Source organism: Parafrankia discariae (assembly GCF_000373365.1).
Classification (GTDB): Bacteria; Actinomycetota; Actinomycetes; order Frankiales; family Frankiaceae; genus Parafrankia; species Parafrankia discariae.
This window is the reverse complement of the sequence record NZ_KB891203.1, coordinates 50,626-64,920: the sequence shown is the minus strand read 5'-3', so window position 1 is coordinate 64,920 and position 14,295 is coordinate 50,626. Positions and strand designations below refer to the sequence as shown.

Sequence of the window (14,295 nt, the reverse complement as noted above, 5' to 3'; positions counted from 1 at the left end):
GCGACGAAGCGGGGAGCTTGCGTGTTGTACTGGGTCGTCAAGGCCATCCTGACGCCGATCCTGCGGGTGTTCTGGCGTCCGTGGGTCGAGGGTCTCGACCATGTGCCCACGCGTGGGCCGGCGATCCTGGCGAGCAACCACCTCAGCTTCCTCGACTCCTTCTTCCTGCCGCTGGTCGTGCCGCGGCGGATCACCTTCCTCGCGAAGAGTGACTACTTCACCGGTGTCGGGCTGAAGGGCTGGAGCAAGCGGAAGTTCTTCTCCGGTGTGGGCCAGGTCCCGATCGACCGCAGCGGCGGGAAGGCGAGCGAGGGCGCGCTGCGCACCGGTGTGCGCGTGCTCGGCAACGGCGACCTGCTCGGCATCTATCCGGAGGGGACCCGTTCGCCGGACGGCCGGCTCTACCGCGGCAAGATCGGTGTCGCCCGGATGGCGCTGGAGGCCGGGGTGCCGGTGATCCCGGTCGCGATGATCGGCACGTTCGAGGTCCAGCCGCTGGGCCGGCTCGTCCCGCGGATCCGCCGGGTGGGCATCCGGATCGGCCGTCCGCTCGACTTCAGCCGGTACGCCGGGATGGCCGACGACCGTTTCGTGCTGCGCTCGATGACCGACGAGATCATGTACGAGCTGATGTCGCTGTCCGGCCAGGAGTACGTCGACATGTACGCGCAGCGGCGCAAGGAGGACCTGGCGGCGGCCCGCGAGACCCAGGCCGCCGCCGAGACGCCGGCCGACCCGCGTGCCGAGGTCGCCACCCGCGCCGAGACGGACCCGCGGGCGGACCCGCGCCCCGAGACCGGCCCGCGCGCTGAGGCCACCTCGGGTTCCGATACCGGCCCGCGTCCGCTGCAGGACCGGCGCGCGGGGGAGTCCTCCTCCGACGCCGTACCGCCCACCGGTGAGCCGCCGGTCCGCAGGGCGGTCTGAGCGGTTCCACACCCGCACGGCAAGATTGCACGGTGCGCGGCTTTGCTGGTGGTTCGCGAGACGCAGACGGCCGTCGGGGCGGCCGCCCGCCCAGGTGGGCGACGGCGGTGCTCGCGGCCGCCCTCGTCGCCGCGCCTCTCCCGTCCTACATCGGCATCGGTCTGTCCGGCCGGGCCGCCGCCACGACCACCCCAGCCACCCCAGCCACCACGACCGCGCCAGCCGCGTCGACCGTCGGCGGCCCCCGGGTGCCGCCGGGCACCGTGACGCGCACCGGCACCAATCTCACTGACAGTGACGGACGGGTCGTCCTGCCGCGCGGAGTCACCGTCCCGGCCGGGCGGGTTCCCAGCGCCGGCGAGATCGCGCAGTGGCTCGAGTTCGGTTTCACCGGCCTGCGGCTGGAGATCCCGATGACCCGCGGTGGGCTGTTCCCGCCGTCGGGCGAGGCCCCGCCACCGGGCGACCAGGAACTGGGCGGTCTCGACCAGGCGGGCGCAGTCGTCCGGGAGCTGACCGGCCGCGGGTTCGCCGTGGTGCTGCGGATCGTCCCGGGCGCCGCCGGCTACACCCCCTCGGGCGCCGACCTGACGTCCGGCCTGACCCGCCTGGCCGGCCGGTTCGGCGGGGTGACCGGGCTGATCGGCTACGAGGTACCGGCCGGCGCCGACGCGACGGAGCTCGCCGGCGCCGTGCGGGCCGCCGACGCGAACCACACGCTCTGGGTCGAGCAGCCGGCGCCGTTCGACCCGGCGGCGCGGGTCGCGGCCACCGAGGGAGCCGGGTACGTCACCGGCTGGGTGGACGGCTCCGCGCGCCGGGCCGCCGCGTTGGCCGACGCCGGGGACACGTTCGGACTGGGCTGGTTCTTCGACGGCCCGGCCGCCGAGCCCACCGCGACCGGCATCGGGCCGGGCGAGGTGCGGGCCCCCGCCGCGCCGCCGGCGGAGATCGTACGGCCCTACCCGGCCGCCGTGGCGGGCGTGCCGGAGTCGGCCAGGCGCGACGGCGCGGGAGTCTTCCGGCTCACCTTCCGGCCGTCCCGGGCCGGCGGCGGGACGTTCCCTCCGGGCACGCCGACGGCGGTCGTCCTGCCTGCGTGGGCCTATCCGTCGGGTTACCAGGCGCGGGTCACCGGCGGCCAGGTCACCTCCGCGCCCGGAGCCGGGGTGCTGTGCGTGGTCGCGGTCACGGGCGCGACCCGGGTCAGCGTGGAGGTGGTGCCGGCCGCGGGCGGTCCGGCGCCGGCCGCGCCCACCCGCGCCGGCGCGGTGAACTGCGCCGCCGCCGCGGGGTCCGCCGCGGGTGCGGGTACCGGAGCCGCCGGAGCCGCCGGGACACCCGCGGCGACCTCCGCGGCCGACGACTCCGACGGGGCCGACGGTGCCGACGACGACCCCGTCCTGCTCCTGCTGGTCCTGCCGCTGCTGGGCGCCGCCGCCGCGGCCGCCGCGCTCGGCCCTGTGTTCGTCCGGCTGCGCCGCCGCTGACCGTGGCCGCCCGGCCGCTGACCGGCGCCTGACCAGCGCCTGACCGGCGCAGTTCCGGGCTGGGGACGGGCGGTCTCCGGCGGGTCGGGCGGGCGGAGCACACTGGAGGCGTGGGCGGCCGTTTCTTCTACGACACCGAGTTCATCGAGCGCGACGACGGCGGCCATCACTGGCTCGACCTGGTCAGCATCGGGATCGTCAGCGAGGACGGGACGCGGGAGCTCTACGCAGTCTCGACGGAGTTCGACCCCGCGCACGCCGTCCCCTGGGTGCGCCGCAACGTCCTGGACCGGCTGCCCTCGCCGGCCAGCCCGGCCTGGATGTCGCGGGAACGGATCCGCGACGAGGTCGCGCGCTTCCTGACCGCGGACGGCTCGCCGGAGCTGTGGGCCTGGTACGCCGCCTACGACCACGTCGTGCTCTGCCAGCTCTTCGGGAAGATGCCCGCGCTGCCGCGTCGGCTGCCGCGGTTCACCCGCGACCTGCGCCAGCTCTGGGAGGACGTCGGCAGCCCCGGGCTGCCCCCGCCGCCGCCCGACGCGCACGACGCACTGGCCGACGCGCGGCACAACCTGGCCCGCTGGGCCATCCTCGCGCCACTGCGCGCCGGCCTCGCCCCGAAGTCCCCTGGGCCCGCCGCCGACTGACGGAGAGGGTTCGGTTTGCCGCGCCGTGTTTGTGGTGTGGGGTCTTTCGGGGCCCGCGGGGAGCTAGGCTGCCGCCGGCGACGTGCCGCAGATCGGGGGCGACTCGAACAGAGAGGCCCTGGGGCGTGAAGATCGGTGTACTGACCGGCGGTGGCGACTGTCCTGGTCTGAACGCGGTGATCCGTGCCGTCGTCCGCAAGGGCGTCGGCGTGTACGGCCACAGCTTCGTCGGCTTCCGGGACGGCTGGCGGGGACCGCTGGAGAACGACACCGTCCCGTTGGACGTGACGGCCGTGCGCGGCATCCTGCCCCGCGGCGGGACGATCCTCGGCTCCAGCCGGACGAACCCGTTCGCCGCGGCGGACGGCCCGTCCCGGATCCGGGAGACCCTTGACCGCACCGGCGTGGACGCCATCGTCGCCGTCGGCGGCGAGGACACCCTCGGCGCCGCCGCGCGCCTGCACGCGGAGGGAATCCCGGTCGTCGGGGTCCCGAAGACGATCGACAACGACCTCTCCGCCACCGACTACACGTTCGGCTTCGACACCGCGGTGAACATCGCGATGGAGGCCATCGACCGCCTGCACACGACGGCGGAGAGCCATCACCGCGTCCTCGTCGTCGAGGTCATGGGCCGCCACGCCGGGTGGATCGCCCTGCACAGCGGGATGGCCGCCGGCGCGAACGTCATCCTCATCCCCGAGCGGCCCTTCGACATCGACAAGGTCTGCGCCTTCGTCGAGCAGCGCTTCGCCACCCGCTACGCGCCGATCATCGTGGTGGCCGAGGGTGCCCGGCCGATCGCCGGCACCGCCATGGCCCGGGAGGGCGAGCTGGACGCCTTCGGCCACGTGCGCCTGCAGGGCATCTCCGGTCTGCTCGAGACCGAGATCCGCGGCCGGACCGGCCGGGAGACCCGGGCGACGGTGCTCGGGCACGTCCAGCGCGGCGGGACACCGACCGCCTTCGACCGCTGGCTGGCCACCCGGTTCGGACTGCACGCCGTCGACGCCGTGCACGAGGGCGACTTCGGGACGATGGTCGCCCTGCACGGCACCCGGATCGACCGGGTGCCGCTGCGCGAGGCGACCGGTGAGCTCAAGACCGTCCCCGAGCACCTGTACGGCGAGGCGGAGGTCTTCTTCGGGTGAGGTCACGGGAGTGACCGGCGGGCGCGGCGCTGAGCCCGAACCGCGGGAGATGTCGGCGCCGTACCCGTACCCTGGTGACTCGTGAGCAACGACCTGGACATCTGGCGGAGCCTCCCAGCCAGGCAGCAGCCCTCCTGGCCCGACCAGGAGGAGCTGGCGGCAGCGTTCGCCGAGCTCTCGGCCCTGCCGCCGCTGGTGACCGCGCCGGAGGTGCGCTCGCTGACCGACCGTCTCGCGATGGTGGCCCGCGGCGAGGCGTTTCTGCTCCAGGGCGGCGACTGCGCGGAGACCTTCGCGTCCAACACCGCGGACAAGATCCGCGACAAGGTCAAGACCCTGCTGCAGATGGCGGTCGCCCTGACCTACGGCGCCAGCACACCGGTGGTCAAGGTGGCCCGCATCGCCGGCCAGTACGCCAAGCCGCGCTCAGCCGACATCGAGTCCTCGACCGGCCTGCCCTCCTACCGGGGCGACGCGGTGAACGACATCGCGCCGACCGCGGCGGCCCGCCGCCCGAACCCGCGGCGGATGGTCGACGCCTACCACCAGAGCGCCGTCTCGCTGAACCTGGTGCGGGCGTTCGCGACCGGCGGCTTCGCCGATTTGTCCAAGGTCCACGAGTGGAACAAGGCGTTCGTGCGCGACTCGGCCGCCGGCCGCCGTTACGAGCTGATGGCGGTCGACATCGAGCGCGCCCTGGCGTTCATGGCCGCCTGCGGCATCGATCTCGACCGGACGGCCGCGCTGACCGGTGTCGAGATGTTCACCAGCCACGAGGGCCTGCTGATGGAGTACGAGCGGGCGCTCACCCGGACGGAGGAGGCGACCGGCGAGGTCTACGACCTGTCGGCGCACATGATCTGGATCGGCGAGCGTACCCGTGACCTCGACGGCGCCCACGTCGACTTCCTCTCCCGGGTCGGCAACCCGATCGGCTGCAAGATCGGCCCGAAGGCGACGCCGGACGAGGTCCTGGAGCTCACCGAGCGGCTCAACCCCGACCACATCCCCGGCCGGCTGACGCTGATCGCGCGGATGGGTGCCAAGCGGGTCCGCGACGCGCTTCCGCCGATCATCGACAAGGTGAACTCCGCCGGGCATCCGGTGGTGTGGTCGTGCGACCCGATGCACGGCAACACCCGCGACGTCGGCGGCGTGAAGACCCGGCACTTCGACGACGTCCTCGACGAGGTCTTCGGCTTCTTCGAGGTGCACAAGGGGCTCGGGACGCACCCCGGTGGCCTGCACATCGAGCTGACCGGCGAGAACGTCACCGAGTGCCTGGGCGGCGCGGAGATGATCGGCGAGGCCGACCTCGGGGGCCGCTACGAGACGGCCTGCGACCCGCGGCTGAACACCGGCCAGGCGCTGGAGCTGGCGTTCCTGGTGGCCGAGTCGCTGCAGCAGGCCCGCGCGGAGCGCGACACCCACAACCGCTGACCCGCCTCCCGCCCGCCCCCGGCACGGCCCGGGGCGGGGCGGTCACGGCTGCCAGGCCGGCGCGGTCTCGTCGGTGTCATCCCCGGTGGCCGCCGGGGCCTCGCCCGTCGGGGTGGCCGTGGTCTTCGGAGTGGCCGTGGTCTTCGGGGTGGCCGTGGTTACCGCGTTCGGCGCGGTCTCGGCGGCCGGTGTCGTTTCGCCGGCCGGTGCCGCCGCCGCGCTGGTCGGTGCCCCGGTCGGCCACTCCCCGAAGGCGGTCTCCTCCACCAGCGGTTCGTCCGACGCCGCCGGTGACGGTTGCGTGACGGGGGATTCCGCCGGCCGCGGGCCGTCCGACCACGAACCCTCCGCTGGAGCCCGCTCGGCCCCGCGACCGGCGGGCTCGTCGTCCGCGGGGCCGCCGGCCGGATCATCACCGGGGTCGTCGGCGGGAGAACCGTCGTCGGGGCCGGCCGCCTTCGCGGGCGCGTCGAACGTCTCGAGAACGCCCGGCGGTGCGGTGGGCTCCGAGGAGGCCTGCGCCGTCCCGTCGCCTCGAGGAGGTCCGTCCGTCGACGAAGGTGTCGACGGCTCCGGCTCCAGGACGAGCGGGAGATCGGCGGCCGGGGCGGTGCCCGGACCCCCGGAAGCCGCGCCGGGAGCCGGGACGCCGTCCGCGGGCGTTCCGGGTGGCGCCGAGGCCGGCGCCGGCGCCGAGGACTGCCCGGACGCCGGTGGCTGCTCAGGTGTCAGCGACTGGGCCGGTGCCGACTGCGCCGGTGTCAGTGACTGGACCGGTGTCAGTGACTGGGCCGGGGTGAGGAAGGGCAGGCCGGGGAGGAAGCCACCGGCGATGCCGCCGATCGTCGCCGGGGCGGTCGGCGTGGGCGGCGCCTGCGGCCCGGCGGGCGGCCGCCGGGAGCCACCACGTTCAGTGGCCGCCGGCCTGGTCGCCCCGCCGGCGGACCGGGCCCGGCCGATCGAGTCGGGCGAGGTACCGCCGCCGGCTGTTCCGGCCGTGCCCACTGTGCCGGCGTCGCCGTGCCCCGCCGCGGTGCCGGTCTCGGACGAGCCGTCGCCCGCCCCGGTGGTGACAGTCAGCGCGGAGTCGACCTGGTGGATGATCTGTCGAGCCTCGTCCGCGCCGGGTACCGGGCCGTCCGGCAGCGCGTCGAGCAGCGCCTCGAGGCGCGTCGACTGGTCCGCGGCGAACTCGTTCAGGGTTACCCGGGCGTCGCGGCTGCCCGCGAGGGCCTCCGCGATCAGCACCTCGCTACCGGCCCCGGCCTCGTCGCACCAGTCACGCAGCAACCTGGTCACTGTGTCGATTTCCCCACCCGCGGCCGGACGTCCCGTCGGCGTCGGGTGGCCGGGGGAGGCGGTGGCCGGAGCGGGGGGCGCGGAGAGTGTCGGCACCGGGCCGTCCGGCTGGTCCGGCGCGGCCGCTGCCCGGGGCTCTCCGGTGGATCCGAGGCCCGGGGTCGTCGCCGGAGGTGGCTGGCCCGGGGGCGATCCGGCGGTGTCGCCCGCCGGCGGCCCGCCGTTCCAGCCAGCCTCGCCGTTCCCGCCGGCCCCGTTCCCGCCGGCCGCGGTACCGACCGGGGCGCCGGAGCCGTGCGCGGTGCCGCTGCCATCCGGGCCGCTGCCGGCCGGGTCGCCGCCGGCCGGGTCGCCGCCGGCCGGGTCGCCGCCGGCCGGGTCGCCGCCGGCCGGGTCGCCCGGCGGCCGTTGGGCCGGCCGGGCCTGCGGATGGACGACCGCGACGAGCTCGTCCATCCGGTTCCGGGCGACCGAAAGCTGGAGCTTGGCGCGGTCGACGCGGTTGCCGGCCAGGCTGACCTGGATCTGTTCGACCTGCCGCTTCACCCCGTAGAGCAGCTCGCCGGGCAGGGCCTGCTCGGCGCTCACCGCGACGCCCACCGTCGTGACCGAGGCGGCCAGCGCCCCGATCAGGGCCGGTCGGGCCAAGCGCAGCGCCTGCCGGACGCCCATCCCGCCCGGCCGGGTGACGACCGCGGCGGGCCGCGGCGGTCGGACCGGTCGAGTCGGCTGGGCCCGCCGGGTGCCCTCGATCGGACCGGCGGTTCCCCTGCCGTCGCCTTCGGTGGCGTCCGCGCCGGGCGCGCTGGGGGAGTCGCTGGCTGCCGGGAGCCGGGCGGCGGTCTCACGGGTGCCGTGGGTGCCGCGCGGGTGCGCGCCGGGGGCGCCGATCGGCTCGGTGAGGAGCATCGCGCGGATCTCGGCGCGGACCCGGGGCGACATCGCCGGCGCGGGCAGCGCGCCGGGCAGCGCCCGCAGGGCCGCGACCGTGCGCGCCAGCTGCCGTTCGGACTCGTCGAGGGGCGGCCGGCGGCCGTCGAGCATCTCGGCGGCGCGGCCGGCCCGCCCGCCGTGCCAGCGTGGTCCGCGCCCTGCCGCCACGTCGCCCCCCGCGCTCCTCGTTCCCCTGCCCCGGCCCGCGGTCCCGGTGAAGATCGACCGTACCCGATCGGGGGTGCCGGCAACCGCGATCCCGGGCGTGTCTCGTCACGGAGACGAGCGAGACCCTCACCGGGCGGCGTGGCCGGTGCGGGCGGAGCACGCACCGCGGCCCGCACCCGGCCCGGGGATCAGTTGCCTACGCGGAACTCCGTCTTGAGATGGACGGTGCTGCCCTTCTCGATCTTGCTGCCGGCCCGGGGGCTCTGCCCCGTGACCCGTTCCGCGAACCAGTTCGTCCGGTCGGCGTTCAGCCCGAGGCGGCCGAGGGCGCGCTCGGCCTCCGACCAGGACTTGCCCACCACGTTCGGGACCGTGACCACGACGCCGCTGCCGTCGCCGTCCCCGGAGTCGGCCTCCTGGGCGACGAAGAGCGTCACCGACCCGCCGGCGTTCACCCGCTGGCCGGGGTCGGGCGACGAGCGGACCACCTTGCCGGGATCGACGCTGTCGCTGGCGACGGCGCTCTGCTGGACCGTGAGGTTGAGATTCAGCGACTCCAGGCGTGACCTGGCCGCGTCGAACGTCATCCCGATGATGTCGCTGGGGACGACGACCGAGTTCGGCCCGCTGCTGAGCACGAGCTTCACCGGCGTGCTGGGGTCGACGACGTTCCCGGCTTGGGGCTCGGTGCGGACCACCTGGCCCTGCGGCACAGTGTCGCTCGCCTCGCTGGTGCGCCCGCCGTCGGCCAGCTTCGCCTCGGTCAGCTTCGCCAGCGCCTGGTCGACGGTCAGCCCGGCCAGGTCGGGCACGGTGGCCTTCGGCGCGCCGGAGCTCAGCCGCAGCGTCACCACGGCGCCGTCGCTGACGGCGGCGCCGTCCTTCGGGTCCTGCTCGACGACGAGCCCCTGCGGGACCGTGGCGCTGGCGATCTCCGGGCCGTAGGTGAACGCGAGGCCGGCGTCGCGCAGGTCCTGCTCGGCGTCGGCCTTGGACAGGCCGATCAGCAGTGGCACCTCGGGCTTGCCGCCGCCGACGAGCGCCCGCAGCATGAGCACCCCGAGCACGAGACACACGACGACCACCACGGCGATGACGGCGGGGCCGACCGGCAGTCGCGAGCCGCGCCCGGTCCGCTGGGCCCGCCGCCGCCCGCCCGAGGACGACCCGGGGTTCGTCCCGAGCATGCTCGTCGGGGCGATCGGCGGCCCGGCGGGCGGTCGCGGCGGTGCCGGTCGCGACGGGGTGGCCAGCGGCCCGGTGAAACCGGAGTGGTACTCGTCGCCGGCGTCCGGCTCCGGCAGGTAGGGCATGATCGCGCGCAGCTCGGCCAGCAGCGCGGCGCCGTCGGCCGGCCGGTGGTTCGGGTCGCGGGCGGTGGCCCGCAGCGTCAGCGCGTCCAGCTCGGCGGGGACGTCCGGCGCGACCGTGGACGGCGCCGGCACGTCGCCGTGCACCGACTGGTAGGCGACCGACATCGGTGTCTCGCCGGTGTGCGGCAGGTTGCCGGTGATCATCTCGAAGAGCATCACCCCGGCCGCGTAGACGTCGCTGCGCATGCCGGCGGTGCCGTGGGTGACCTGCTCGGGGGCCAGGTAGCCGACCGTGCCCATCACCACCCCGCCGGTGAGGGCCGCGGTGGGGTTGGTGACCGGCCGGGCCAGGCCGAAGTCGGCGACCTTCACCCGGCCGTCGTCACCGAGCAGGATGTTCTCCGGCTTGATGTCGCGGTGGATGATGCCGGCCGCGTGCGCCGCGGCGAGCGCCTCGGCCACCGGCTCGAAGATCTCGACGACCTCGGGGACGGTGAGCCGCCCGCGTATCCCCAGGTGCTGGCGCAGCGAGCGCCCGCGCACCAGCTCCATCACCAGGTAGTGCAGGACACCGGCCGGGCTGGTGTCGGACCCCTGGTCGAGGATCGAGACGGCGCACGGCGTGTTCAGCCGCGCGACCGCGTTCGCCTCCCGGTGGAACCGGGCCACGAACTCCGGGTCGTGACTGAGGTTCGGATGCATGATCTTCAGGGCGACGAACCGGTCGAGCCGGTTGTCGTGGGCTACGTACACCGTCGCCATACCGCCGACGGCGAGCCGCTCCTGGGCGGTGTACCGGCCGTCCAGGAGTCGACCTATGACGGGGTCGGCCACGGTGGAATCCACATGCACAGTTTACGATCGGCCGCCCCATCGGCCAGACAGTGGTCTTACTGCGCAATTAGCTGTGAGATGTACCCGAACGGGCGGGATGTTCGTCACAAAATCTGGAATTCGAGCCGGGTGCTTGATCCCAGCCCGCCGTTGTCTGTCCGGGTTCGCCGGAGCCGCTGGTCCGCCGCACCCGGCGGCTTAGACTGTGGTTTCGACCGGGGAGCCCGCGGACGCGGGCTGAGAGGCCGGCCAGGATGCCGCCGGCGACCCGCATACCCGATCGCGGTCATGCGCGCGTGGGGAGGGAACGATCTGATGACACAGCGGGTCACCGAGGTACAGCACGAGCCGGGCAGGTCCGGTCGTCCGGAGTCTGGTCATCCGGAGCCCGAGCGTCCGGAACCCGGCCGTCCGGACCCGTTCCGGATCGCCGGCACCGTCTACGCCAGCCGGCTGCTCGTCGGCACCGGCAAGTTCGCGAGCCATCCGATCATGCGCGAGAGCCTGGTCGCCTCGGGGGCGGACATCGTCACCGTGGCCCTGCGCCGGGTCGACCTGAGCCGCGCGGGGGAGGGCGACGTCCTCGACTTCGTCCCGGCCGGCATGACGCTGCTGCCGAACACCTCCGGCGCGGTCGACGCGGCCGAGGCGCTGCGGCTGGCCCGGCTAGGCCGGGTGGCGACCGGGACGTCCCTGGTGAAGCTCGAGGTCACCCCGGATCCGCGCACCCTCGCGCCGGATCCGATCGAGACGCTGCGCGCCGCCGAGCTGATGGTCGCCGACGGGTTCACCGTGCTCCCGTACTGCTCGGCCGACCCGGTGCTGGCGCGCCGGCTCGAGGAGGCCGGCTGCGCCACGGTGATGCCGCTGGGCAGCTGGATCGGCTCCAACCGCGGCCTGCGCACCCGCGACGCCATCGAGGCGATCGTGGAGACCGCCGGGGTCCCGGTGGTGGTGGACGCCGGCATCGGCGCGCCCTCCGACGCCGCCGAGGCGATGGAGATCGGGGCGGACGCGGTACTCGTCAACACGGCGATCGCGATCGCCGCCGACCCGGTCGCGATGGCCCGGGCCTTCGCGCTGGCGACCACCGCCGGGCGGATGGCCCACCTCGCCGGCCGGCCGCGGGCGGGCGGTGCCACCGCGGCCGAGGCGTCCTCGCCGCTCACCGGCTTCCTGGACGCGGTGCCCGGCGGCCTGCCGGGTCTGCCCGATCTGCCCGATCTACCTGGTCGGGCCGGCTGATGGCCAGCCCGGCGGGGCTGTTCGCCCGCGAGCTGGCCGCGCTCGACATCCCGGCGCTCGCCCGCGCCTCGGTCGCGGCCGACGGGGCGCGGGTCGACGCCGTCCTGCGCCGGGCCCGGGCCGTCGCCGCCGGGCGTCCCGACACCGGCGGCCGGCTGGATCTCGCCGACCTCGCCGTCCTGCTGTCGCCGGCCGCGACCGGGCGGCTGGAGGAGCTGGCACAGGCGGCGCGGGAGACGACGCTGCGCCGGTTCGGCCGGGCGGTCCGGCTGTTCGCCCCGCTGTACGTGTCGAACGCCTGCCTGTCGTCCTGCACCTACTGCGGGTTCGCCAAGGGGCTGGAGGTGGCCCGGCGCACGCTGACGGTCGACGAGGCCGAGGCCGAGGCGCGCCTGCTGGCCGGCCGCGGCTTCCGGCACATCCTGCTGGTCTCCGGCGAGCACCGCGTCGAGGTGTCCGCCGGGTACCTGGTGGACGTCGTCGAGCGGCTGCGGCCGTTGTTCCCCTCGATCTCGGTGGAGACCCAGACCTGGTCGGACGACACCTACACCCGGCTGGTCGCGGCCGGGCTCGACGGCGTCGTCCATTACCAGGAGACCTACGACCGGGAGCGCTACGCGCAGGTGCACGTGGCCGGGTGGAAGCGCGACTTCGACCGCCGGCTGTCCTCCTTCGAGCGGGCGGCCGACGCCGGCGCCCGCCGCCTCGGCCTTGGTGCCCTGCTCGGCCTGGCGCCGGACTGGCGGGCCGACGTCCTCGCGCTCGCCGCGCACGCCTCGTTCCTGGCCCGCCGGTTCTGGCGGACGGAGGTCTCGGTGGCGCTGCCCAGGATCAAGCCGAGCGCCAGCGGCTTCCCGCCGACCGTCGTCGTCGGCGACGCCGAGTTCGTCCAGGCGCACGCGGCACTGCGGCTGTTCGAGCCGGACGCGGCGATCTCCCTGTCGACCCGCGAGCCGGCGGCCCTGCGCGACGGCCTGGTCCGCATCGCGGTGACCACGATGAGCGCCGGCTCGTCGACCGAGCCCGGCGGGTACGGCCGGCCCGGGACGGCACAGGAGCAGTTCTCCATCTCTGACGAGCGTTCCCCGGCGGACGTCGCCGCGATGCTGGTCGGCGCCGGCTACGAGCCCGTGTGGAAGGACGCCTTCCCGCTGGTCGACGCCACCGGCTGACCGCCCGTCATCCCCACCCGGCCCCGGGCGACGGGCGGGGCCGGCCGAAGACGATCCGTCCGGCGGGGCCCGCGCCGCGCGCCGTTGTGGGCAGCGCTACTCGCGGGCGACGCGGAACGGACCGCCCCAGTACCCTCTGGCTCCATGGAGCGGGTGGTCTGATGGACCGTGTCGTCGTCGTCGGTGGCGGGCTGGCCGGAGGGCGGGCGGTCGTCGAGCTCCGCGCGCAGGGCTTCGCCGGCGCCATCACTCTGGTAGGCGCTGAGGAACACCGGCCGTACGACCGGCCGCCGCTGTCGAAGGCGGTGCTGTCGGGGCGGACGGACGACACCACGCTGCCCGTCGACCTCGACGGCGTGGAGCTGCTGCTCGGCCGGCGCGCGACCGGGCTGCGCCCGGGTGTGCTGGAGACCGACGGCGGCACCGTCGAGTTCGACGGGCTGGTGCTCGCCACCGGCGCCGCCCCGGTGCGGCTGCCCGGCCCCGGCACGCAGCGGGTGCTGCGCACCATCGACGACGCCCTCGCGCTGCGCGCGGCACTGACCCCGGGCGCCCGGCTGGCCATCGTCGGCGCGGGCTGGATCGGCGCCGAGGTCGCCACGCACGCGGCGGCCGCCGGCGTGGACGTGACGGTCGTCGAGGCCGGCTCCGCGCCGCTGCTCGCGCTGGGAGCCGAGATCGGCGGGTACACGGTGCCCTGGTACGCCAAGGCGGGGATCGACCTGCGGCTCGGTGTCGCGGTCGACGAGATCCGGGCGGACGGGCTCGCGCTGGCCGGCGGCGAGTTCGTGCCCGCCGACGTGGTGGTCGTCGGCGTCGGCGTTCGTCCGGACGTGGCCTGGCTCGAGTCGTCGGGCCTGCCGCTGGACCGCGGCGTCGTCGTCGACGAACGGCTGTCGGCGGTGCCCGGCACCGGTGTGCCGGCCACGGCCAACGGCTACCGGCCGGATTCGGTCGTCGCGGTGGGGGACTGCGCCGCGTGGTGGTCCCGGCGCTACGACCGCCGGTTGCGCGTCGAGCACTGGGAGTGCGCCCAGGAGTCTCCGCGGGTCGCCGTCGCCACGCTGCTGCGTTCCCTCGCCGGCGGTGCCGGGCCGGCCCGGGCCGATGACCCGGCCGGTGCGCCGGCCGAGATCTACGATCCCGTCCCCTACTTCTGGTCGCAGCAGTTCGGGCGCATGATCCAGTTCGCCGGCATGCCCGGCGCGGACAGCACGCTGGTTTTGCGGGGCGACCCGACCGCCGTCGCCCCGGAGGGCGTGAAGCGGGCGCCGGGCTGGTCGGCTGGCTGGTTCGCCCCGGACGGCGAGCTGGTCGCCCTGGTGACCGTGGCCCGCCCGCTGGACATGGTCGCCGGCCGGCGGATGCTGCTCACCGGCGCGGCGCCCGACGCCGAGCGGTTCGCGGACCCCGCGGTCGCGCTGAAGGAGCTCCAGCCCGCCCAGCCGGTCTGAGGACGCGACACCGCCGGCCGCGGATCGCGGGACCGCGGACCACGGCACTGCGGACCACGGCACTGCCGGCCGGGACACCGTCGGCCGCGGCGCCGCGGATCGCCGTGGCGCGGTCGGCGGCTTCCGTCGCACCCGCTTTTGATCACTTTCCGTGACATTTTTGCGGACGTTCCGTCGTGGGATTCGTGGCTCGCTCGCGTGCCGTGAACCCACTGTTCCCGT

At 75.2% G+C, this 14,295-nt stretch carries 10 protein-coding genes; 8 read left to right on the top strand and 2 right to left on the bottom strand.

Annotation, left to right across the window (positions count from 1 at the left end; all coding sequences use genetic code 11):
* Positions 1-21: 21 nt before the first annotated feature.
* From B056_RS0111195 to B056_RS0111175, 5 genes are all read left to right on the top strand, one after another.
* On the top strand, positions 22-927 hold the full coding sequence (locus B056_RS0111195) for a lysophospholipid acyltransferase family protein (protein WP_018501949.1): 906 nt from the start codon (positions 22-24) through the stop codon (positions 925-927).
* 107 nt (positions 928-1,034) lie between these two features.
* On the top strand, positions 1,035-2,417 hold the full coding sequence (locus B056_RS0111190) for a hypothetical protein (protein ID WP_018501948.1): 1,383 nt from the start codon (positions 1,035-1,037) through the stop codon (positions 2,415-2,417).
* 110 nt (positions 2,418-2,527) lie between these two features.
* Entirely contained in the window at positions 2,528-3,064 is a 537-nt protein-coding gene (locus tag B056_RS0111185) for a polyadenylate-specific 3'-exoribonuclease AS (RefSeq protein ID WP_018501947.1), read from the top strand.
* A 125-nt stretch (positions 3,065-3,189) separates the two neighbouring features.
* The gene (locus B056_RS0111180; RefSeq protein ID WP_018501946.1) at positions 3,190-4,215 is read left to right on the top strand and encodes a 6-phosphofructokinase; all 1,026 of its coding nucleotides are present in this window, start codon (positions 3,190-3,192) and stop codon (positions 4,213-4,215) included.
* Positions 4,216-4,296: 81 nt separating this feature from the next.
* Positions 4,297-5,655, top strand: coding sequence for a class II 3-deoxy-7-phosphoheptulonate synthase (locus tag B056_RS0111175; RefSeq protein WP_018501945.1), 1,359 nt, complete (start codon positions 4,297-4,299; stop codon positions 5,653-5,655).
* A gap of 42 nt (positions 5,656-5,697) precedes the next feature.
* Here the strand turns inward: B056_RS0111175 and B056_RS0111170 are convergent, their stop codons facing one another.
* Positions 5,698-8,055: a DUF5667 domain-containing protein gene (locus B056_RS0111170; RefSeq protein WP_026239566.1), complete on the bottom strand. Its 2,358-nt coding sequence runs from the start codon at positions 8,053-8,055 to the stop codon at positions 5,698-5,700.
* Between the two features lie 188 nt (positions 8,056-8,243).
* Positions 8,244-10,214: a Stk1 family PASTA domain-containing Ser/Thr kinase gene (gene pknB, locus B056_RS0111165; RefSeq protein WP_018501944.1), complete on the bottom strand. Its 1,971-nt coding sequence runs from the start codon at positions 10,212-10,214 to the stop codon at positions 8,244-8,246.
* Between the two features lie 303 nt (positions 10,215-10,517).
* On the opposite strand from pknB, the gene B056_RS36130 reads away from it, so the two are divergent.
* The 3 genes from B056_RS36130 (at position 10,518) to B056_RS0111150 (ending at position 14,073) form a co-directional block, all read left to right on the top strand.
* On the top strand, positions 10,518-11,447 hold the full coding sequence (locus B056_RS36130) for a thiazole synthase (protein ID WP_018501943.1): 930 nt from the start codon (positions 10,518-10,520) through the stop codon (positions 11,445-11,447).
* The gene (gene thiH / locus B056_RS0111155) at positions 11,447-12,619 is read left to right on the top strand and encodes a 2-iminoacetate synthase ThiH (RefSeq protein WP_018501942.1); all 1,173 of its coding nucleotides are present in this window, start codon (positions 11,447-11,449) and stop codon (positions 12,617-12,619) included. Before B056_RS36130 ends, thiH begins: the two co-directional genes overlap by 1 nt.
* 161 nt (positions 12,620-12,780) lie before the next feature.
* Positions 12,781-14,073 carry an NAD(P)/FAD-dependent oxidoreductase gene (locus B056_RS0111150; protein ID WP_018501941.1) on the top strand — a complete coding sequence of 431 codons (1,293 nt, stop codon included), beginning with the start codon at positions 12,781-12,783 and terminating at the stop codon, positions 14,071-14,073.
* The last annotated feature ends 222 nt before the right edge of the window (positions 14,074-14,295 follow it).